The sequence below is a fragment of the Mycobacterium celatum genome, assembly GCF_002101595.1.
Taxonomy (GTDB): Bacteria; Actinomycetota; Actinomycetes; order Mycobacteriales; family Mycobacteriaceae; genus Mycobacterium; species Mycobacterium celatum.
Map to the genome: position 1 here is coordinate 20,469 of NZ_LQOM01000028.1, position 21,329 is coordinate 41,797.

20 protein-coding genes and 2 pseudogenes are annotated in these 21,329 nt (G+C 65.9%); 11 read left to right on the plus strand and 11 right to left on the minus strand.

Features of this window, described 5'->3' with window-relative positions:
* Positions 1–134: 134 nt before the first annotated feature.
* Genes AWB95_RS11655 through AWB95_RS11665 form a run of 3 tightly spaced genes read left to right on the plus strand, consistent with a single transcriptional unit; the run spans position 135 to position 1,496 of the window.
* Positions 135–635 (plus strand): MTB12 family secreted protein, encoded by a 501-nt coding sequence (locus tag AWB95_RS11655; protein WP_062540657.1) that lies wholly within the window; start codon positions 135–137, stop codon positions 633–635.
* 14 nt (positions 636–649) lie between these two features.
* Positions 650–1,195, plus strand: a complete 546-nt coding sequence (gene lppK, locus AWB95_RS11660) for a lipoprotein LppK (protein ID WP_085168249.1) — start codon at positions 650–652, stop codon at positions 1,193–1,195.
* A 7-nt stretch (positions 1,196–1,202) separates the two neighbouring features.
* Entirely contained in the window at positions 1,203–1,496 is a 294-nt protein-coding gene (locus AWB95_RS11665; protein ID WP_085168250.1) for a DUF503 domain-containing protein, read from the plus strand.
* 67 nt (positions 1,497–1,563) lie between these two features.
* Here AWB95_RS11665 and trmI read toward each other — a convergent pair whose 3' ends face one another.
* Positions 1,564–2,397 carry a tRNA (adenine(58)-N(1))-methyltransferase TrmI gene (trmI, locus tag AWB95_RS11670; protein ID WP_062540904.1) on the minus strand — a complete coding sequence of 278 codons (834 nt, stop codon included), beginning with the start codon at positions 2,395–2,397 and terminating at the stop codon, positions 1,564–1,566.
* A 126-nt stretch (positions 2,398–2,523) separates the two neighbouring features.
* Here trmI and AWB95_RS11675 point away from each other — a divergent pair, with 126 nt between their 5' ends.
* Positions 2,524–3,402, plus strand: coding sequence for a RecB family exonuclease (locus AWB95_RS11675; RefSeq protein WP_062540901.1), 879 nt, complete (start codon positions 2,524–2,526; stop codon positions 3,400–3,402).
* Positions 3,399–4,178, plus strand: a complete 780-nt coding sequence (locus AWB95_RS11680; RefSeq protein ID WP_062540900.1) for a thioesterase family protein — start codon at positions 3,399–3,401, stop codon at positions 4,176–4,178. The genes AWB95_RS11675 and AWB95_RS11680 overlap by 4 nt, the downstream gene beginning before the upstream one ends.
* 3 nt (positions 4,179–4,181) lie before the next feature.
* Here the strand turns inward: AWB95_RS11680 and AWB95_RS11685 are convergent, their stop codons facing one another.
* The 5 genes from AWB95_RS11685 to AWB95_RS11705 all read right to left on the minus strand — a co-directional run bounded on the left by AWB95_RS11685 (position 4,182) and on the right by AWB95_RS11705 (position 8,757).
* Entirely contained in the window at positions 4,182–5,549 is a 1,368-nt protein-coding gene (locus AWB95_RS11685) for an FAD-containing oxidoreductase (protein ID WP_062540899.1), read from the minus strand.
* The gene (locus AWB95_RS11690) at positions 5,546–6,028 is read right to left on the minus strand and encodes a DUF4126 family protein (RefSeq protein ID WP_062540898.1); all 483 of its coding nucleotides are present in this window, start codon (positions 6,026–6,028) and stop codon (positions 5,546–5,548) included. Before AWB95_RS11690 ends, AWB95_RS11685 begins: the two co-directional genes overlap by 4 nt.
* Positions 6,029–6,105: 77 nt before the next feature.
* Entirely contained in the window at positions 6,106–6,957 is an 852-nt protein-coding gene (gene hisG, locus AWB95_RS11695; protein WP_062540897.1) for an ATP phosphoribosyltransferase, read from the minus strand.
* Entirely contained in the window at positions 6,957–7,238 is a 282-nt protein-coding gene (locus tag AWB95_RS11700) for a phosphoribosyl-ATP diphosphatase (protein ID WP_062540903.1), read from the minus strand. Before AWB95_RS11700 ends, hisG begins: the two co-directional genes overlap by 1 nt.
* Positions 7,239–7,356: 118 nt before the next feature.
* Positions 7,357–8,757, minus strand: coding sequence for a sugar porter family MFS transporter (locus AWB95_RS11705; RefSeq protein ID WP_085168251.1), 1,401 nt, complete (start codon positions 8,755–8,757; stop codon positions 7,357–7,359).
* 23 nt (positions 8,758–8,780) lie between these two features.
* On the opposite strand from AWB95_RS11705, the gene AWB95_RS11710 reads away from it, so the two are divergent.
* A complete protein-coding gene (locus tag AWB95_RS11710; protein WP_085168252.1) occupies positions 8,781–9,551 on the plus strand; it encodes an enoyl-CoA hydratase/isomerase family protein in 771 nt (256 codons plus the stop codon).
* 3 nt (positions 9,552–9,554) lie between these two features.
* Here the strand turns inward: AWB95_RS11710 and AWB95_RS23270 are convergent, their stop codons facing one another.
* The 3 genes and pseudogenes from AWB95_RS23270 to metH form a co-directional block, all read right to left on the minus strand.
* Positions 9,555–9,902 (minus strand): class I SAM-dependent methyltransferase, encoded by a 348-nt coding sequence (locus AWB95_RS23270; protein WP_062539115.1) that lies wholly within the window; start codon positions 9,900–9,902, stop codon positions 9,555–9,557.
* 28 nt (positions 9,903–9,930) lie between these two features.
* Positions 9,931–10,062 (minus strand): annotated as a pseudogene (locus AWB95_RS24125) (class I SAM-dependent methyltransferase); the annotation flags it as partial.
* A gap of 515 nt (positions 10,063–10,577) precedes the next feature.
* Positions 10,578–14,312, minus strand: coding sequence for a methionine synthase (gene metH, locus AWB95_RS11720; protein ID WP_062539113.1), 3,735 nt, complete (start codon positions 14,310–14,312; stop codon positions 10,578–10,580).
* Between the two features lie 251 nt (positions 14,313–14,563).
* Here metH and AWB95_RS11725 point away from each other — a divergent pair, with 251 nt between their 5' ends.
* The 5 genes and pseudogenes from AWB95_RS11725 to AWB95_RS11745 all read left to right on the plus strand — a co-directional run bounded on the left by AWB95_RS11725 (position 14,564) and on the right by AWB95_RS11745 (position 18,943).
* Positions 14,564–15,442, plus strand: coding sequence for a PAC2 family protein (locus tag AWB95_RS11725; RefSeq protein ID WP_180275948.1), 879 nt, complete (start codon positions 14,564–14,566; stop codon positions 15,440–15,442).
* 524 nt (positions 15,443–15,966) lie between these two features.
* Positions 15,967–16,257, plus strand: a pseudogene (locus AWB95_RS11730) (DUF2563 family protein); the annotation flags it as partial.
* A 55-nt stretch (positions 16,258–16,312) separates the two neighbouring features.
* Complete coding sequence (locus AWB95_RS11735; RefSeq protein ID WP_084706985.1) at positions 16,313–16,639, plus strand: DUF2563 family protein; 327 nt, start codon at positions 16,313–16,315, stop codon at positions 16,637–16,639.
* Positions 16,640–16,647: 8 nt separating this feature from the next.
* Positions 16,648–18,225, plus strand: a complete 1,578-nt coding sequence (locus AWB95_RS11740; RefSeq protein ID WP_062539110.1) for a putative alpha/beta hydrolase — start codon at positions 16,648–16,650, stop codon at positions 18,223–18,225.
* Positions 18,226–18,229: 4 nt separating this feature from the next.
* Positions 18,230–18,943, plus strand: coding sequence for a hypothetical protein (locus AWB95_RS11745; protein WP_232315565.1), 714 nt, complete (start codon positions 18,230–18,232; stop codon positions 18,941–18,943).
* A gap of 38 nt (positions 18,944–18,981) precedes the next feature.
* Here the strand turns inward: AWB95_RS11745 and AWB95_RS11750 are convergent, their stop codons facing one another.
* Together AWB95_RS11750 and AWB95_RS24130 are read right to left on the minus strand one after the other, a co-directional pair.
* Positions 18,982–19,401: a hypothetical protein gene (locus AWB95_RS11750; RefSeq protein ID WP_169714671.1), complete on the minus strand. Its 420-nt coding sequence runs from the start codon at positions 19,399–19,401 to the stop codon at positions 18,982–18,984.
* Positions 19,402–19,528: 127 nt separating this feature from the next.
* Positions 19,529–21,328: a type ISP restriction/modification enzyme gene (locus AWB95_RS24130; RefSeq protein ID WP_373280754.1), complete on the minus strand. Its 1,800-nt coding sequence runs from the start codon at positions 21,326–21,328 to the stop codon at positions 19,529–19,531.
* Position 21,329: the final 1 nt, after the last annotated feature.

A 21,329-nucleotide genomic window follows, 5' to 3' on the forward strand; every position in this document is an offset into this window, starting at 1 on the left:
TTCCCGCACCGGAACGTGGCACGGCGGATACTCCAACGCTACCGGCGATTTCGGATTCATGCGTGAACTCGAAATAGGGCGCGCTGGCAGCGGCGTTAACATGACACCGACCTGGCCCAATCGAGAGGACCTTCGTGACCGTGAAATCCCTAGCCACAGCTGCTGCAGCCGTCGCCGCGATCGGTGCGGCGGCCGCCGGTGTGACATCCATTTCATCCGTTACCCCGGCCGCGCCGCAAGTACAGCCCGTGGTATTCGGGGCGCCGATGCCGCTCGATCCGGCGGCGGATGTGCCGACTCCCGACCAGTTGATCAACGTCCTCAACGGCTTGCAGAACCCGAGTGTTCCGTTCGCGAGCAAGGGCTATCTGGTGGAGGGCGGTGTCGGCGGGGTCGAGGGACGCATCGCTGACCGCAAGCTGCAGCAGGCCGCTGCGCACGGTTCGTTGCCGCTGACCTTCCAGGTGGCCAACATCGCGCCGGCCGGCCCGGGTGCGGCGTCGGCCGACATCACCGCTTCGGGTCCGACCCTGGCGCCGACCACGCAGAACATCACGTTCGTCAACCAGGGCAGCTGGAAGCTCTCCCGCGCCTCGGCGATGACGCTGGTGCAGCAAATCCAGTCCGCGGGCTGACCGCTGCTGGTGCTGTGCCGGTTTCCAGGCACGTTCGGGCAGCCGTAAGCGCCGCCGCGACGGTGGCGGCGCTTGGGCTGCCGGGGTGCTCGAGCGGCGGTTCGGGCTCTCCCGCCCCGTCGGCGGCGTCGCCGCCGGAATCTGCACGGGCCACGACGTCGGCGCCGCAGAGCGCGCAGGTGCCGGCGCCCGAGGCCCTCACCGACGTGCTGTACCGGCTCGCCGACCCGGCGGTGCCCGGAGTCGAAAAGCTCAACCTCGTCGAGGGCGCAACCCCCGACAACGCCGCGGCCCTGGACAAATTCGCCAACGCGCTGCTGAGCGGCGGCTACGCGCCGATGACCTTCGAGGCGCGCGACATCGCCTGGTCGGACCGGGATCCCGCCGACGTGGTGGCCACCGTCAACGTCAGCACACCCCGTCGCGGTACGCCAGGGTTCTCGTTCCCGATGGAGTTCAAGCCCTACCAGGGTGGCTGGCAGCTCTCGCAACGCACCGCGGAGACACTGCTCGCCTTCGGTACTGCGCCAAGCGGGGCGCCGCCGACGCCGACTCCCTGACGACGCGATGTGGATCGGCTGGCTGGAGTTCGACGTGCTGCTCGGTGACGTGCGTTCACTGAAGCAGAAGCGGTCGATGATCCGCCCCGTGGTGGCGGAGCTCCAACGCAAGCTCAGCGTGTCGGCGGCCGAGACGGGCTCACAGGAGCTGTATCGGCGGGCGGCCATCGGGGTGGCAATGACGTCCGCCGACCGCGCACACGCCGTCGAGGTGCTCGACGCGGCCGAACGCATGGTGGCCGCACACCCGGAGTTCGAACTGCTGTCGGTGCGCCGCGGGCTGCAGCGCAGCGACGACTAAGGTTTGGCGAGCAGACGCAAAATGCTCTAAAACCGTTGCGTTTTAGGGCATTTTGCGTCTGCTCGGTCTATGGCGAACGCTTGCGGCGCAACGGTGTCGGCGTCACCGTGCCGGGCGCAAGCCGGCGCGCCGAAATCAGGAAGGCGGTATGACCGCGCATGTTGTGCTGCGGGCGCACGGCCAGACCTACGACGTTCCAGCCGCGCTGCAGCGTCTCCCACGCCCGCGGCTCGGTCCAGCACTGCTGATCGCGCAGCGCCTCCACGGTCTTCGACAGCTGGGTGACGGTGGCGACGTAGATCATCAGCACACCACCGGCGATCAGCACCCGCGACACCGCGCCGAGCACGTCCCACGGCGCCAGCATGTCGAGCACGACCCGGTCGATCGAGCCGTCGGGCAGGTCGCAATCGGCGAGGTCACCGATGACCAGCCGCCAGTTGTCCGCCGTGCTGCCGACGAACGTCTCCACGTTGCGGCGGGCATGCTCGGCGTGGTCGGCGCGCATCTCGTAGGAGATCACCTGCCCCGCCGGCCCGGCCGCGCGCAGCAGCGAACAGGTCAGCGCGCCCGACCCGGCGCCGGCCTCCAGCACCCGCGCGCCGGGAAAGATGTCGCCCTCATGCACGATCTGCGCCGCGTCCTTGGGGTAGACCACCTGCGCCCCGCGGGGCATCGACATCACGTAGTCGACCAGCAGTGGGCGAAGCACCAGGAACGGGTCGCCGTTGGTGGATTTGACGACGCTGCCTTCGGGCAGGCCGATCACGGTGTCGTGCGCGATCGCGCCGCGGTGCGTGTGGAATTCGCCGCCCGGGCTCAGCAGCATCGTGTAGTGCCGGCCCTTGGCGTCGGTCAGCTGAACGCGATCACCGACGACGAACGGACCGCTTGCGGACACAGCCATCTAGCCTGCCAGCAGACTCGCCGAGACCGATGCGCGGGGTTGTCGGGGGTCGACTTTAGGCTGCGGGTATGAGCCGCGCCGGCGACGATGCAGAGCGCAACGATGAGGAGGAGCGGCGCCATGAGCGATGAACGGTCGCGGCCAGCTTCAAAACCGGCTCTGTCGCCGTCGCGGGCGGCCGACTTCAAACAGTGCCCGCTGCTGTATCGGTTCCGCGCGATCGACCGGCTGCCCGAGCCGCCGTCCACCGCGCAACTGCGGGGATCGCTGGTACATGCCGCTCTCGAACAGCTCTATGGTCTGCCAGCCGACCAGCGCGTCCCGGATACCGCCCGCGCTCTGGTGGGCCCGGCGTGGGAGCAGCTGCTCGCCGAAGAGCCCACGCTGGCCGCCGAATTGGACGACGCGCAGTTGAGCGAACTGCTCGACGAGGCCCGGGCATTGCTGTCCGGCTATTACCGGTTGGAGGATCCCACCCGGTTCGATCCGCAAAGCTGCGAGCAGCGCGTCGAGGTCGAACTGGCCGACGGCACGCTGTTGCGCGGGTTCATCGACCGGATCGACGTCGCGCCCACCGGCGAGCTGCGCGTGGTGGATTACAAGACCGGCAAGGCGCCGCCGGAAGCCCGCGCCCTTGCCGAGTTCAAGGCACTGTTCCAGATGAAGTTCTATGCGGTGGCGCTGCTGCGCTCGCGCGGTGTGCTGCCCACCCGGCTGCGTCTCGTCTACCTGGCCGACGGCCAGCTGCTGGACTACTCCCCCGACGAGGAAGAGCTGCTGCGCTTCGAGAAGACACTGATAGCAATCTGGCGGGCAATCCAATCAGCCGGTGCCACAGGCGATTTCAGACCCCGCCCGTCGCGGCTGTGCGACTGGTGCCCGCACCGGGCACACTGCCCGGTTTACGGGGGAACGCCGCCGCCCTACCCGGGCTGGCCGGACCACCCCGACGAAGGCGATCCGGACGCCGTCCTGCATCGCGCGGACCCCGCGGCGTGATCGGTTGCCACTACCGTCGTCTCGGAGCCGACGGCGACGGCGTGGAATACGAATCCACCGACTTCACCCGCAGCAATTGGGCGCGCGACCTTCAGCACGGCTCACCGCCGCTGGCGCTGCTGACCAAAGCGATCGAAGAACTGCTGACGGATTCGCCGCTGCGGATCGCGCGGTTGAGCCTCGACATCCTGGGAATCATTCCGGTGACGCCGGTGTCGGTGCGGGCGTGGGTCGAGCGGCCCGGCACGCGAATCTCGTTGCTGGCGGCCGAAATGCGGGCCGGCGACCGCCCGGTGGCGCGGCTCAGTGTGTGGGCGCTGGCCACCAGCGACACCGCCGACGTGGCCGCCGACCGCTACCCGCCGATAGTGGAGGGTCCGGCCCAACCGCTGCCGTCGTATTGGTGGAACGTCGGCAGATACCTGAAGTCGGTGGATTGGCGCCCGCAGCCCGACGACCCCGCCGGCGCGGCGGTGTGGTGGCTGCGCCCGATGGTGCATGTGGTGGACACCGAGGACACCACGCCGTTGCAGGACCTGGCCATGGTCGTCGACTCCGCCAACGGCGTCGGCGCCGCGTTGCACCCGGAGCGGTTCACGTTCATGAACACCGACACCGTCGTGCATCTGCATCGGGCGCCGCGCGGCAGCGATTTTGCGTTGAGGGCGCGCGGGTCGATCGGACCCGACGGGATCGGGGTGACCACCGCGGAGATCTTCGACCGCGGCGGGTTCATCGGAACGTCGGCGCAAACACATCTGGTGCAACGCCGCTGACTGTTACAGCGGCGACATCTCCTGCAGCATCGTGGGTATCAGCTCGCTGACCGTGGGGTGGATGTGCATGGTGCGCGATAGCGTGGTGTAGGGCGCCTTGGCGGACATCACATCGAGGACGGCGTGGATGATCTCGTCGCCGCCGACACCGAGGATGGCCGCTCCCAGAATCTGTTTCGTGTCGGAGTCGACTATGACTCTCATAAAGCCCTGTGTCTCACCCTTTTCCACCGCCCTGCCGACGCGGGTCATGGGGCGCTGGCCGATCAGCGCCGGGCGGCCCGACGCGCGCACCTGCTCGACGGTCATGCCGGCGCGTCCCAGCGGCGGGTCGATGTACAGCGCATAGGTGCTGATGCGGTCGCTGACCCGGCGCGAGTCGCCGTCGAGCAGGTTGGCCGCGACGATCTCGAAATCGTTGTACGAGGTGTGGGTGAACGCGCCCTTGCCGTTGCAGTCGCCCATCGCCCAGATGTGTTCCACGTTGGTCTTGAGCCCGTCGTCGACGGTGATGTATCCGCGGGCGTCGGTCTGCACACCGGCACGATCGAGGCCGAGGTCGTCGGTGTTGGGCCGTCGCCCGACCGCGACCAGCAGATGGCTGCCGGAGATCGGATGCGCGCCGCTGCTCGGCGTCACTTCGAACCCGTTGTCCCGCTTGGTGATCCGGATGTCGTCGGCATTGACGACGATGTCGATACCTTCGCCCTCCAGAATCGACCGGATGGCGGCCGAGACGTCGTCGTCCTCGCGCGACGCCAATCGCGGGCCCTTCTCGATTACCGTCACCGCGGCGCCGAACCGGCGGTACATCTGGGCGAATTCGAGCGCGATGTAGCTGCCACCGATGATCACGAGATGATCGGGCAGCACATCGAGTTCGAGGATCGACACGTTGGTGAGGAATTCGACGTCGGACAGCCCGGCGATGTCCGGGACGACGGCGCGACCGCCGACGTTCAGAAAGATCCGGTTGGCGTGCAGCAGTTGGTCACCGACCCGCAGCGTGTGCGAGTCCTCGAAGCGGGCGTGGCCGCGCACAACCGTGCAGCCGTGCATGCCGGTCAGCCAGTCCTCGACACCTTTGCGGTCCTTGAGCATGATGTTGTCTTTGCGCGCTTTGACTTTCGCTATGTCCACGCTGACTGATCCGGTGCCGACGCCGTAGTCGGCGCCGCGGCGGGCCAGGTGCGCCGCGTGCGCGCTTGCCACCAACGTCTTGGTGGGGATGCAGCCGGTGTTGACGCAGGTGCCGCCGATCAGTTTGCGCTCCACGACCGCGACGCGCTGCCCCGCGGCCGTCAGCCGGCCTGCCAGCGGCGGACCGGCTTGACCGGCGCCCACCACAATCGCGTCGAAATAGCTTGTCACAGAACAGCTGTCGTCACTGCGATGGCGAATCCGCCGAGCACCGCAACTGCGTCTTCGAGCAGCGCGACCGATAGGTCGTGACCGTGCGCGGCGACCAGCCGGGTGCGGGCTTCATAGCCGCCGAGAGTACCCAGCACGGCGCCGAGCGCGCCGGCGCCGAGCGCGCTCCAGGTGTAACCCCACGCGGTGCCGATGACGGCACCGGCGAACGCGCCCAACACGATCCGGGCGATGAACCCTATCGCGGCGGTGCGACTCGGCGTGGCGGGAAGCTTGTCGGCCACCAGTTCGAGGATCGCCAGAAGGGTCAGCACGGCGACGGTCACCGGGTGGCCCACCCACCAGGCCCAGGTTCCGTCCATGTTGATCCAGTCCAGCAAGGCCGCCCACGCGACCACGGCGGGGGCGGTCAGCGAGCGCAAGCCGGCGACGACGCCGATCAGCAGAGCGAGCAGCAGGACAAGGACGTGGGTCGCCATGGCGAGGACGCTAACACGGGGACCGATCGCAAGGGCGGCAACGCCGGACGCAGCGGGTCGCGACCCGACCAGCGCGGTCAGAATCGGCAGAACCGGATGTCGGAAGCCAGGATCGCCTTGGCACCGATGGCGGCGAGCTCGTCCATGATCGCGTTGACGTCGCGGCGGGGCACCAACGCGCGAACCGCCACCCAGTCCGGGTCGGCGAGCGGGGCGATCGTCGGGGACTCCAGCCCCGGCGTGATCGACGTGGCGTTGTCGAGCACCGAACGCGGGCAGTCGTAGTCCAGCATCAGATACTGCTGACCGAACACGACGCCCTGCACCCGGGCCACCAGCTGGTCCCGGGCGGGGCTGACGTGCTCGCGCGCGTCGGCTCGCTCGATCAGCACCGCCTCCGAATCACACAGCGGCTCACCGAAGGCCACGAGGTCATGCAGGCTCAGGGTCCGGCCCGAGCCCACCACGTCGGCGATCGCGTCCGCCACGCCCAGTTGCACCGAGATCTCCACCGCGCCGTCGAGCCGGATCACGGTAGCCTCGATTCCCTTGGCGGCCAGGTCTTTTCGAACCAGATTCGGGTAAGCGGTGGCGATCCGCCGGCCGGCGAGGTCGGCGGTGCTCCAGTCCCGCCCGGCAGGCGCGGCGTACCGGAAACTCGACGACCCGAAGCCCAGCGACAGCCGTTCAGCCACCGGAGCCTCGGACTCGCGGGCCAAATCCCGGCCGGTGATCCCGAAGTCGAGATCACCGGAGCCGACGTAGATCGCGATGTCTTTGGGGCGCAGGAAGAAGAACTCGACGTTGTTCACCGGGTCCAGGACGGTCAGGTCCTTGGGGTCGGTGCGACGGCGGTATCCGGCCTCGGCGAGGATCTCGGCGGCCGGTTCACTGAGTGCTCCTTTGTTGGGAACGGCGACCCGCAGCATCACAGCTTCCTATACACGTCGTCGAGGGTCAGCCCGCGCGCGATCATCAGCACCAGCGTCCAGTACAGCAATTGGCTGATCTCCTCGGCCAGGGCGTCGTCGGGTTCGTGTTCGGCCGCCAACCAGACTTCGCCGGCCTCTTCGAGGATCTTCTTGCCGACGGCATGCACGCCGCTGTCCAGCGCGGCCACCGTGCTGCTGCCGGGCGGCCTGGTGCGGGCGCGCTCGCCGAGTTCGGCGAACAGATCCTCGAAGGTCTTCACGGCCAGCGATTGTTTCATGCGGCCGTCAGCAAAGTCACGGCAGTTTCGCGTGTGGTCACCTCCAGCCGCGAGCGTGCGCAAAAACGGGATCCATGCCAGCGTGTCGACCGGGGACACGCACGCTCGCGGAGAGGGGTCACCCCTCGTGCAGTAACTCGGCGTGCATGTCTTCCAGGGCCACGCCGTTGGTTTCGCGGACCCAGCGCCACACGAACACGAACGACAGGACCGCGCATAGCGTGTAGAAGCCGTAGGCGAAGCCGAGCATGTGCCGCAGTGCCGGGAAAGTCACCGCGACGGTGGCGTTGGTGATCCACTGTGTGGTGGCCGCCAGCCCCGCCGCGGCGGCCCGGATGCGGTTGGGGAACATCTCGCCCAGCAGCACCCACAGGATAGGGCCCCAGGACACGCCGAACGCGACGACGAAGAGGTTCGCGGCGACCAAGGCAACCACGGCCGACGCGCCGGCGAGGTGCGGCTTGCCGTGGACGATCGGCGCGCTGGCGAAGGTTAGTGTCAGTGTGGCCAGCATCACGGCCATGCCCGCCGAACCGCCAAGCAGCAGTGGCTTGCGGCCGACCTTGTCGATCAACGCGATGGCAATCAAGGTGATGGCGACGTTGACCACCGAGGTGATCAGGGCGATCGTGAACGACCAGCCCTCGCCGAATCCCACGTGCTCCCACAGCACGTCGGAGTAGAAGAAGATCACCGTGATGCCGACGAGCTGCTGAAAACACGCCACCCCCAGCCCCACCCACACGATGCCGTACAGGCCGCCGGTCGGCTTGCGCAGGTCACGCCAGGACGGCGGCGTCTCGCGCTGCAGCGTCTCGGCGATCCGGTTCACGGTGGGATCCACGTCGCGTTCGTCGAGCAGCCCTGAGAGCACTCGACGGGCTTCCGGAATCCGCTGTGAGGCAATGAGATAGCGCGGTGATTCGGGGATGCTGAAAGCCAGCAAGCCGTATACCAGCGCCGGAACCATCTCCCCGAGGAATGTCCAGCGCCAGGCGGCCATGCCCAGCCACAGTTCGCCGCGGCTGCTGCCGGCGATGTGAAACGGCAGCCAGTTCACCGCCAGCGACAAAAAGATGCCGGACACGATCGCGAGCTGCTGCAACGAGCCGAGCCGGCCGCGGATGTCCGGTGGCGATATCTCGGCGATGTATGCCGGCCCGATCACGGATGCGACCCCGATGCCCAGACCCCCCACGACGTGGAAGGCGATGAACATCCAGATGCTGCTCGCCAGCCCGGTGCCCAGCCCGCACGCGAAGAACAGCGCAGCGGCCAGCCTCATCATGGGCAGGCGGCCGGTGCGGTCGGCGACGCGTCCAGCGGTCGTCGCTCCCACGGCCGCCCCGAGCAGTCCCGAGGCCGCCGCGAAGCCGAGGACGGCGTTGCCGATCTGGAAGTCGGCCTGCAGCGCTCTCACCGCGCCGTTGGTCACCGAAACGTCGTAGCCGAACAGCAGCCCGCCGATCGCGGCCACCGACGCAAATCGAACAGCACGGGCGGTCACGTCATTCCCCACGGGTTTCCAACGTACGGTGTGGCATGAGCTTCGCCGAGATCGAGGTCACCGTCGACGGCGCCCGCGCCGCGATCACGCTGAACCGGCCGGACAAGCTGAATCCACTTTCCACCACCACCTTGACCGAGCTGGTGGAGGCAGCGCGCGAGCTCGACACCCGGTCCGGCGTGAAGGTAGCGGTGATCTCCGGGCGGGGCCGGGCGTTCAGCGCCGGCGCCGACCTCGCGTCGTTCGCCGCGCAGGCAGGGCCGCCGCCGCGTGAGGCGGCCGACGCCGGGCGGCGGATGGCCGACGCGATCGAGGCGATGCGGGCGGTGACCGTCGCCCGGATCCACGGTCACTGCGTCGGCGGCGCGGTGGTGCTGGCCGCGGCCTGCGACCTGCGCATCGCCGCGGACGACACCCGCTTCTCGATTCCCGAGGTCGACCTCGGCATCCCACTGGCCTGGGGCGGCATCCCCCGGCTGGTGCGGGAGATCGGCCCGGCCTTGACCAAGGAGCTGGTGATGACCTGCCGCCCGTTCGGCGCCGCGGAGGCGTTGACGGCGGGATTCCTGAACAGCGTGGTTCCCGCCGCCGAGCTTGACGCCGCGGTCGACGAGCTGGTCGGCGTGCTGGTCGACAAGTCGGCGCTGACCCTGACCGCCACCAAGCGGCACACCAACGCCGTCACCGAAGGCATGGTCGGCACCGCCCGCGCCTGGAACGACGCCGACTCGCTGGTGACCGCGCTGGGCGATCCCGAGTCGCGCGCCGCGGCGCAGGCCTACCTGAAGCGTCTGGGCCGCGGCTAGCGGCTAGCGCTCGGCGACGACGCCGAACAGCGGATCGGTGGCGAGCAGCCGGTGGAACGAGACGGCGCGGTAGCCGGCGCCGGTGAGCGCGTCGGCGACGTCGGTGCGTTGTGGCAGCGGCCAGCAACCGGCAGTGGCACGCAAGACAAGGTCCAATTCGGCTGCAGACAGGGATTTTCCGGCGAACATCGAGGTCAATACCAGCCGGCCGGTTGGCGCGAGGCGCCGTCGCAGATCCGCAAGCAAGGTGCGCCGCTCCGCCGGCGAGAAATAGTAGATGTTGTTGTGCAGGGTGACCAGCTCGAACGGGCCGGCGAGCTTCCGCGAGGTTCGAGTCGCGTATGTCGGCATGCAGGACGGTGCATCGGTCGGCCAGTCCCCACGCCGCGAAGTTCGCCGACGCAAGCGCGACGACGCGCTCCGGCAGATCGATAGCGACCGCGGACAGCTGCGGGCACGCCTGCACCGCGTGCCGAACGTATATACCTGTGCCACAACCGATTTCCAGCATTGTGCGAGCGGGTCGGTCCTCGACGAGTCGACGGACGAAGCGCGCGATGAATGGTTCGACCAGCCGCGAACCTTGTGCGACCACCTCGTCGTACTCCTTGAGGTACGGGCCGCGTTCGCCGCTCTGCAACCGCGCCGGCAGGTCGCGGTAGACGTCGCCGCGGTAGTCCGCCAGCTCCGCAGTGAACCCGCGAACACCCTCGCCGCCTGGCGAGGCAAAGCGCGGACTCGGCTGCCTTTGAGGCGATATCGGCCGTTGCGGCAACGCAATCCCCGATCGCGACACCGACGTCGAGCAATCCTGTGAGTAAGTCGACGTCGGCGATGCCGATGGTCCGGCGCAGCTCGTCGACGGTCGCCGGTTTGCGCAGTGCCGCTATCAAACCGATCCGCTCGGCCGCGCCGAGAAAACGAACCCGACTGAGCCCACGCGAATCGGCGAGTATGCCCAGGGTGGCCCGCACATTCTTCAGCGCGTTGGCGGGGGGGCAACCACCATCGCGCACGCATCCAGCCTCAGTCCTCCGGGTTGTAGGCGAGGTTGGAGCTCAGCCAGCGCTCGGCCTCCTTGAGGGTCCAGCCCTTGCGCTTTGCGTAGTCGGCGACCTGGTCCTGGGCAATCCGGCCGATCACGAAGTACTGCGACTGCGGGTGCGAGAAGTACCAGCCGCTGACCGCAGCGCCGGGCCACATCGCCATCGAATCGGTCAGCTCGATGCCGGTCCGCTCCTTCACATCCATCAACGTCCACAGCGTCGCCTTCTCTGTGTGCTCCGGGCAGGCCGGGTAGCCGGGCGCAGGGCGGATTCCCACGTACTTCTCGTCGATGAGTGCCTCATTGTCCAGTTGCTCGTCCGGCTGGTATCCCCAGAACTCCTTGCGGACCCGTTGGTGCATCCGTTCGGCGAACGCCTCTGCCAGCCGGTCGGCGATCGACTCCAGCAGGATCGCGCTGTAGTCGTCGAGGGCCGCCTTGAACTCCGCGATCTTCTCGCCGCTGCCGAGCCCCGCGGTAACGGCGAAGGCGCCGATGTAGTCCGCCAGACCCGTTTCTTTGGGGGCGATGTAATCCCCCAGCGACCGGTTCGGGATGCCTTCCCGGTGCTCGCCCTGCTGGCGCAGGTTGTGCAACGTGGTCAGCACCTCGGTGCGGGTCTCATCGGTGTAGACCTCGATGTCTTCAATGCCAGAGCCGACCGCGTTCGCCGGGAAGAACCCGATCACCGCGTTGGCCCTCAGCCACTTCTCCTTGATCAGCGTGTCGAGCATCTCCTGGGCGTCGTCGTACAGCTTGCGGGCCGCCTCGCCCGTGGCCGGGTTGTTCAGGATGTCGGGGAAGCGGCCCTTCATCTCCCAGGCGTTGAAAAACGGCTGCCAGTCGATGTACTCGCGCAGCTCGGCGAGGTCGTAGTCGTGAAACTCCCGCACGCCCAGGCCCATTGCGGGCGCCGGCGGCGTGTAGCCGTCCCACTCGATCGGCGTCCGGTTGGCGCGGGCTTTCTCCAGCGTCAGCATCGGCCGCTCGTTTTTCTGCGAGTGCCGTTCGCGCAGCGATGCGTAGTCCTTCTCGGTGGCCTCCAGCAAGGCTGGTCGCTGCTTGTCGTCGAGAAGCGCGGCGGCCACCGGCACCGAGCGGGACGCGTCCTTGACCCAAACCACCGGACCGCTACGCCGGGGCGATATCTTCACCGCCGTGTGGGCGCGCGAGGTGGTGGCGCCACCGATCAGCAGCGGGATCTCAAGCCCCTCGCGCTCCATCTCGACGGCGAAGTTGACCATCTCATCCAGCGACGGGGTGATCAGGCCGGATAGCCCGATGATGTCGGCGTCGTGCTCGTTCGCCGCGGCCAGGATCTTCTCGGCGGGCACCATCACCCCGAGGTCGATCACTTCGAAGTTGTTGCACTGCAACACGACTCCGACAATGTTCTTGCCGATGTCGTGGACATCGCCCTTCACCGTCGCCATCACGATCGTGCCGTTGGTGTCCTTGGAGTCACCCGGCTGCTTCTCCGCCTCGATGAACGGCAACAGGTACGCGACGGCCTTCTTCATCACCCGGGCCGACTTCACGACCTGCGGCAGGAACATCTTGCCCGAGCCGAACAGATCGCCGACGACGTTCATGCCGTCCATCAGCGGGCCCTCGATCACCTCGATCGGCCGGCCACCCGCGGCGGCGATCTCGGCCCGCAACTCCTCGGTGTCGGCATCGACGTGGGCGTCGATGCCCTTGACCAGGGCGTGCGTGATCCGCTCGCGGACCGGCAGGCCGCGCCACTCGGCCGCTGCCGGATCCTCGGACTTCTCGGAGCGGTTGAATCGTTCCGCGATCTCCAGCAGCCTCTCCGCCGCATCCGGGCGGCGGTTCAGTACGACGTCCTCGATGCGCTCGCGCAGTTCGGGGTCGATCGAGTCGTAGGGCACCAGCGCACCCGCGTTGACGATGCCCATGTCCAGGCCGGCCTTGATGGCGTGGAACAGGAACACCGCGTGGATGGCCTCGCGGACGGGGTTGTTGCCGCGGAACGAGAACGACACGTTGGAGATGCCGCCGGAGAGGTGCACCCCGGGCAGGTTCTCCTTGATCCAGGCGCAGGCCTCGATGAAGTCGATGCCGTAGGTCGCGTGCTCCTCGATACCGGTTGCCAGCGCGAAGCAGTTCGGGTCGAAGATGATGTCCTCGGGCGGGAAGCCGACCTCTTCGGTCAGGATCCGGTAGGCGCGCCCGCAGATCTGTTTGCGGCGCTCCAGGTTGTCGGCCTGGCCCTGCTCGTCGAAGGCCATCACGACGACGGCGGCGCCGTACTTGCGGCACAGCCGTGCCTCGCGGATGAACTTCTCCTCGCCCTCCTTCATCGAGATCGAGTTGACGATCGGCTTGCCCTGCACGTTCTTCAGGCCGGCCTCGATGACCGCCCATTTGGAGGAGTCGATCATCACCGGGACGCGGCTGATGTCCGGCTCGGCCGCGATCAGCTTGGTGAACCGGTCCATCGCGGCGACACCGTCGATCATGCCCTCGTCCATGTTGATGTCGATGACCTGCGCACCGGCCTCGACCTGCTGCAGGGCGACTGACAGCGCGCTGTCGTAGTCCTCGGCCTTGATCAGGTTGCGGAACCGGGCGGAGCCGGTGATGTTGGTGCGCTCGCCGATGTTCACGAACAGGGAGTCTTCGGTGATGTTGAGCGGCTCCAGGCCCGAAAGCCGGGTGGCCACTTCGGTTTTCGGCACCTCGCGCGGCGGTTTGCCCTCGACGACCTTGGCGATCTCAGCGATGTGCGGCGGCGCGGTTCCGCAGCAGCCGCCGACGATGTTGACCAGGCCGGCCTCGGCGAAGTCGGCGATGTAGCCGGCCTGGCGCTCGGGGGTCTCGTCGTACTCGCCGAAGGCGTTGGGCAGGCCGGCATTTGGATAGCAGGACACGAAAGTGTCTGCGATCCGTGACATCTCGGCGATGTAGGGTCGCATCTCCGGCGCGCCCAGCGCGCAGTTGAGGCCCACCGCGATCGGCTTGGCGTGCCGGATCGAGTTCCAGAATGCTTCGGTGACCTGCCCGGACAACGTCCGCCCGGAGGCGTCGGTGATGGTGCCCGAGATGATCACCGGCCAGCGGCGTCCGCGGTCCTCGAACAGCGTCTCGATGGCGAACACAGCCGCCTTGGCGTTGAGCGTGTCGAAGATGGTCTCGACGATGAGGAGGTCGGCGCCGCCGTCGACGAGGCCGTTGGCGGCTTCGAGGTAGGCGGCGGCCAGTTGGTCGTAGGAGACGTTGCGGGCCCCCGGGTCGTTGACGTCCGGCGAGATCGAGGCGGTGCGCGTCGTCGGCCCGATGGCGCCCGCGACGTAGCGGGGCTTGTCCGGGGTGCGGTATTCGTCCGCGGCTTTGCGGGCGAGGGCGGCGCCGGCGTAGTTGAGCTCGTAGGCCAGGTCTGCCATGTCGTAGTCGGAGAGCGAGATCGCGTTCGAGTTGAACGTGTTGGTCTCGATGATGTCGGCGCCCGCCTCGAGGTACTCGCGGTGGATGCCCTCGATGATCTGCGGCTGCGTCAGGGTGAGCAGGTCGTTGTTGCCCTGAAGAGCGGTCGGCCATTCGGTGAACCGGTCGCCGCGGTAGCCGGCCTCGTCGGGCCGGTCGCGCTGGATCGCCGTGCCCATCGCACCGTCGATCACCATGATCCGCTGGCGCAGAGCAGCCGTCAGTTCGTCAGTGCAGTCGGGGCGGGTGTTCGGCGCGAAAGTGTTCACGTACGTTCCTTCCGTAGCGGAAGGCGTCCTTGACTCTGCCGAGCGTGGCGGATGCCGGACAGGGGCAGGCCCCCTCCAGAAACCGTTGCAACGCCTCTCGACGGTGAGAAGCCTACGTCGTCACCCGACGTCTGGACGCCCCCGGCTCAGCTCGACCCGGTGGAAGTCATCCCCACAAGCATAGCCCGTCTATCAATTCAGGTCGGTTTGTCGCCACGTCGCCAGCTTCCCACAGGCCTTAGGCTGAATTCGTGACCTCGCCGGATACCAGCGACAAGCTGCCCGAACTGCACAACACGATCGTCGTGGCCGCGTTCGAGGGCTGGAACGACGCCGGCGACGCGGCCAGCGATGCCCTCGAGCATCTCGACGCCATCTGGGAGGCCGAGCCGATCGTCGAGATCGACGACGAGGCCTACTACGACTACCAGGTCAACCGGCCGGTGATTCGCCAGGTCGACGGCGTCACCCGGGAGCTGGTGTGGCCGTCGATGCGGATCTCGCACTGCCGCCCGCCCGGCAGCGACCGCGACATCGTGCTGATGAACGGCGTGGAGCCCAACATGCGCTGGCGCACGTTCTGCGCCGAGCTGCTGGCGATCGCCGACAAGCTCAACGTCGACACCGTGGTGATCCTGGGCGCTTTGCTGGCCGACACGCCGCACACCCGGCCGGTGCCGGTATCCGGCGCGGCCTACTCGCCGGAATCGGCGCGCCGCTTTGGTCTGCAGGAAACCCGCTACAAGGGGCCGACGGGGATCGCCGGGGTGTTCCAGGACGCCTGCGTTGCCGCGGGGATCCCGGCGGTGACGTTCTGGGCGGCGGTGCCGCACTACGTGTCACAGCCGCCTAACCCGAAGGCGACGGTGGCGCTGCTGCGCCGCGTCGAAGATGTGCTCGACATCGAGGTGCCGCTGGGCGATCTGCCGGCGCAGGCCGAGGAGTGGGAGCAGGCGGTCAGCGAGATGACCGCCGAGGACGACGAGATCGCCGAGTACGTCGCCTCGTTGGAGCAGCGCGGCGACGCCGAGGTCGACATGCACGAGGCGCTGGGCAAGATCGACGGCGACGCGCTGGCCGCCGAGTTCGAGCGTTACCTGCGGCGTCGGCGTCCGGGCTACGGGCGGTAGTCAATCGCGCCGATGGCGGCCAATTGGGCCGCGACGATACTCACTGCGTGCCGATGATGATCCTGCTCTGCAAGAGGCGCTGGCGAAATACCATACGCCGAACCGCCGAACCACACGCCAAGTCGATAACGCCGCGGCTGTCGTGTTGCTAATTAGCCACGGCGCCTTGATATTTGGAACGACCGCGACGCTGTGGGGGGCGGTACACAACGAAGCCTGTTCGTATCTGCAATGCGGGACCAAGCCTGGTTCAGTCAGGCATTTGGGGTCGGGGGGATAACCGGCGGGATCACCTTTTGGCAGACCTGACGCTCTCGGTACTGCGTATCACTTGACACAAACTCGCTTTCTTCGTGCACTTGATCGGATGCGCACAACCGGCCCTGTGGGTCGCGACGTCCGCGATGATCAGCGAGGCAGGCATCTTCTAGCGGGGCGATTGAGGTTTGCCCACATTCAGCAGCTTTGACCCTTGGGTGCTCTAGGCTGACGCCACGGCGGAGCAGTTCGAGGTCGACGCGGAGTCGTTGCGTACCAGCGGCAACTTCAGCCGGTCGGCCGCCGCATCCGCCAAGAAGGCCGCGAACGTGTTAGCTCAGGCGAAGCTGCCGTACGGCATGTTCGGTGACTTCGATGAGGCGAATCTTTTTGGGGCGCTCGTTTCCACTGTCTGCGAGGAACACGTGCAGCGGCTACACGCCGACTACGTCGCCTTGACAGACATAGCGGACAGGGCATATGCGGCCGCGGATGCGATCGCCGATGCGACACCGGCCAGCGATCAGGCGACAAATGCCAGTCAAAGGAACGATTGATCGTTGCTACGAAAAGGTGCCGGATGTAGCTCCGAGCAGATGTTAGCCTGCTGGTGTGGCAGCAGAGGAAATCGAGGTCAACACGCCACAATTGGGTCGCGGCGGCGATCTCTGCCGTGATGCGGCGGCTTCGGTGCGCAAAGCTGCCGAAGAGCTCGGTGGCGTACCGGAGGCGGGGATTTTTGGTGGTCATGCTGAGGCGCAGCAGTTTCACGCTGCGCTGGATGCTGCCCATCGAAGCCACCAGGAGGAGTTGCACGGCCACCATGCGACATTGACGGGGTTATCGGGTAAAGCGGATACGGCGGCACGGACGTTCACTGACACCGACGAGTCCGGTGCTGCCGCCGTGGACTCGGCTGCCGAGGCTTTCGACCGGTAGATGGCCTGATGAGCCGTCCGCAGGGGCTGGTCAACCTCGATCCCAACGAGTTGGCCGTCGATGCCGGTGGTGACCCGTGGACGCTCGATGATGAACTGCAGCAGGGTGATCCCGGCGCGATCGACGCCAAGGCCGACGCGTATCACCGGTCGGCCATGGGCGTCACCGAAGGCCAGGACGATTTCGACCGGGCCAAAAAGGAGTTCCAGAACGCTTACCGGCGCAACCGCTCTGAAGCGCCGATCAACGAGTCGTCCGAGGTCACCCAAACCACCGAGCGGCTGTCGCTGAAGCAGACGCAAATCGCCGAGATTGCTGCGGATTTGGAGACCATTGCCGCGGGCTTGGCGACGGCGCAGCGTGACAGCAGCGCCGAGATCGCCAAGTTGAACAACCAGTTGCACGCTATCGATGACCAGATTTTCGCCGCGGTGAAGGCCAATCAGGACCCCAGCGGGCTGCACGATCAGGCCGTTGCAGGCGTCGCCTCATCGCTGGCCCATATCAAAGGCGTTCAAGCCACCTACAATTCAGTGCTCAAGGCCGCCGAAGAAAAGATGGCTAAAGGTACCGGATACACCCCCGAGGCGATCGACAACCTCGACGGGATGCGCGGTGACCCTTCCGCGGCGGCCCGGCAGTACGACAAGTCCGGGTGCCGCGCCAAAGACCAGGCCCTCGTCGACAAGGCCAAGGCAGAGGGCCGGACCCAGTACCTGCCGGGCATGGAGGGCCAGCCCGGCTACATGACACGCGAGGAAGCCGACGCGGCCGACCGGTTGCACGACTACCAAATCGTCACCCAGCCGGGCGGCTACGCCGCCCACCACGGTGATCGGCAGCTCTCCGGCGAACGCCTCAACGACTACAACCAATCCCAGTTCACCGGACCGCTGCCCGTTGATCGTGTTTTCGGCGTTGACGCCCGAGCCCAGGCAAAGGCCCGCCTCCAACTGCAACACGACCTGGAAAACGGCAACACCTCCTGGCACCCCCAACCCATGACACCCGATGAGGCCACCCGGCTCATCGACCAGATGCAAGCCACCGACCGTGGCGCCATCCTGGCCAAAACGCAACAGCAGCTGGTAGAGGGTGGCGTGTCGCGCGATGCGGCGGCCAGGATTGTCGACGCCATCGCCCACGGCGCAAACCCCCAGGACATCATCCAAGGCGCGTCGGGGGCGAGCCCGGTTTTCGCTGGTGGGCAGGAAGGTTTCACCCATTTCGGCGAGTCACTGCCCACTGGCAGACACTGGCAGGGCTTCGCACCAGACGCGCCATTCTCAGCACAAGATATCGAAGCGCTCAAGAATGTCGGCAAACATGTTGGTAATGCAGGCAATCTCCTCGACCTTGGGGTTTCCCTATACGAATGGCAGCACGGCAAACCTTTGGGCGAAGTTGCTGCTAAAGCAGCGGGAGGCTGGGCCGGCGCCTGGGGCGGCGGCGAGGGCGGAGCCTTGGTCGGCGAGTTCATCTTTGGGCCGCCTGGGGCGTTCGTTGGCGGGCTCGCCGGCGGACTTTTCGGAGCGGTCAAAGGCGGAGAGTACGCTGAGAAGGCGTACAAATGGCTTACGGAGTAGCGGCGTGCACCATCTGAATACATTCTTTATCGTCACCGGCGCTTTCGGTATTCTGCTTCCGACGGTGATACCGTCCAAGAGCCCCCAAGCAGAACGCCGCATCTTCTGGATCGGCTTTCTAACCGCTTCTATATCCGCGTTCTTTATCGCCTACCCCCCCGACTGGAAGGCGGGAATCGTTTGGGCATTGCTCGCAAGTTTCACGATGATAGTCAGGGCGTACTTCAGCACTTCGTATATCAAGATTCGCGGCAAGGTTCACGCATTCCACGTCGAGGACAGCCGACCCGACCTCACTCCGGACAGCGGAACACCATCAAGCATTGACTATCCCGGCCGCGACCCAGCACCTGATGCTTACGGCGGCCTGGGATTGACCACCGCCAAGAAAATGTGGTGGCTCATGGTTTTCCTCATGGCCCTGTGTGCACTAGGAGTTGCTGAATACTTTCATTTTAAGGATAGCCTTTGGAGTGCTGCTTTGGCGGCGGCCGTCGTGGTGATAATTGCTACCGCCCTTGGTCACATGGATGCGAGCTGGGAATATCCAATCGCCCGCAGGCAGCGCATCCAATTCGGTGCTGCTTCAATCATTACCCTCGGGGTGTTCGCGGTTTTCTATCTGGGGGCATACTATGCTGGAAAGCGGTGGCCGTGGCGCAATAAGCGGTCCCTCGAGTATCGCGCACACCCGCGCCACCAAAAGATGTGGCCCTAGCCAACACCACTTGAGAACCGTTACGAACAGCCAGGCGATCAGCCGTAGTAGGCGAAGCTACAAGTAGGCCGCGGTTCGGTCTTGAACGACGCAAGCTTGCCATCCAAGATGATGGAACAGGTGAGATCGATGTCACTGCCGTCGGCGGTTACTTCCGACTCGACTTCGTCATAGACGGTGTACTGCTTTTCCCACGGCAGCGTCACATTCGTCTCGGTCTGCTCTGGCCCTCCGTTGATCCGGTAGCGGATTGTCACTTGGGCGTCGCCGCCGAGGACCTTCATTACCGCCGTGCCGACTGGCTTGCCAGGAGGTGCCGCTGACGCCGACGTTGTGGCCTTTGAAGTCAACGGACTGGCGGTGTCTGCGACTGGTGTTCCGCTGATATTGGTGGTGCATCCCGCAGCAAAAGCGCCAGCTGATACAACGCTCGCAATCACCTCGCACCACCGACGCATGCCCGGAGCATACGACGGCCGGCGTCGGTGTCGGGACGAAAGCCGCGGAAGCTGCTGCTCGGCATTTCGACGGTTGTCGGCAGTCAAACGCAGAGCTGCTCGCGCCGCTACGAGCAGTGCTGAACGGTTACAGAAGGACTGTCTCGGCAAGAGAGTCCACGATTTTCATCGTTCCGATGCTGACGGTGGTGACCTTCTTGATGAGGTCGACGATGTAGGTCGGGTCGTCGTGTTCGTCGCACCAGTCGTTGGGGTCGTTGACGATGCCGGATGACTTGTCGGTGGCGACTTGGTAGCGGTCGATGATCCAACCGAGTGCCGAACGTGAGCCGAGCATGTATCGTTCGGCCTCGCCCGGAATTCCCGCAATGGTGACCTTAGGGTTGTAGATGATCGCGGAGTGGTCGGCCTTGGTCAACCAGCGCATCTTCTGTACTCGCCACGTCTCGCGGTCGTTGGGATCGGTACCCGGTTTCAGTTGCACCTCAAGCGGATACGGGTCGACGGCCTCGTATCCGACGTGCAGCCCGGCGAGCCTGCGGCCCGCATCGGCGACCTGGTCGAAGCGCTCACGGGACTCCGGTGTCGGGATGTGTGGGAGCATCTTCTTGAGGTCGGCGGCGTAGGTTTCGCGGTAGCCGGGATCGTGCAGCAGTCCGTAGACGTAGTAGAAAATGTCGTCCTTGGTAACTTGCTCCCCGATTGCCTTGCGATAGAGCTTCAGGATGCCGTCGGTGATGTTGTCGACGCGGCGGTAGCCGTACTCGTCGACGTCTGGTGTGTCGGCAGCAGTGAAATCCAGCCCACCGTCCGGTGATTCCGCTTTGACGTATGTCCAGCGGGGGAAGAACTGGCCGCCGCTGCCGGCGCCGGTGACATGAAGGTTGGGAAGGTCATTGAGCATCAGCACGGAGAATGGGACATCGGACCCCGCGCCGACACAGTAGAAGCCGACATTCGAGTGATGAGGCGTCGGAAACATCGACGGCAGCTGTGAGCGCTCATGGTTTAGATAGCGGTCAAAGTAAACGCACTGCTTGCTGAAGGGTCGATAGACGCCAAAAACGTAGCCGACGGACTGCTCGTCGAGAGCTTTGCTTCGGGCCAGCGATGTTCGCAGGCTTCGTGACCACTTGATGTTCTGTTCATCGGCCGCGGCAGGTGTCTCACCTAGGTAAGACGTGACCGCCTTCTCGTCGGGGCGCGTGATGGCATGGCGCTGACAGTATTCGTCAAACGGCTCCAGCTGGCCGTTGTAGCTGTCAATCAGTCGGTTGACACAGGCCCGCAACATATTCCGAGAATAGTTGTAGACCCATGCATCACGGCCCGTCTCAAGGCCTCGACTGAATGCGCTGAAGACAGTGGTCGCTCCTGGTGCTGGCTTTTTGTCACCGATGACGGGCCAGCTGCTGAATGTGTCGTCGCGCTGGTTGACCCAGTCGCCATGAGTATTTGGCGCAATCTTTTCCCAGTCGAGGGTGTCGAGGTGCCCGTCGCCAATGATCCGCAGCTTGTCCTCGCGGCTCAGGTAGTCCCCGATGTCGCGGTAGAAGATCTGGCACGACCCCACGTGTTTCGGATCCTTGGCGCCGATGAAGATGGCGACGGTATTGCGGCTACCGCCGCCGAAGACCTTGCCGCCCTCCTTGCGCGACAGCTCCCCGGCTGTTCGCTGGTTACCGCGAAGGTTGTACACGTAGATCGCCGAATAGTCGTCGGCCAGCGAAAGCCGCATGCCGTCGGCAGTGTTGCCATCGATCCAGCCGCCGTTGGACACGAACCCGACGACACCGTGGTCGCCGATTCGGTCGGTCGCCCATCGGAAGGCGCGGATGTAGGAGTCGTAGAGGCTGTTCTTGTTCGTCGCGGTCGACCGTTTCGCATACGTCTGCTCGATCCGGCTGTCCAGCGTCGGGTACTTCATA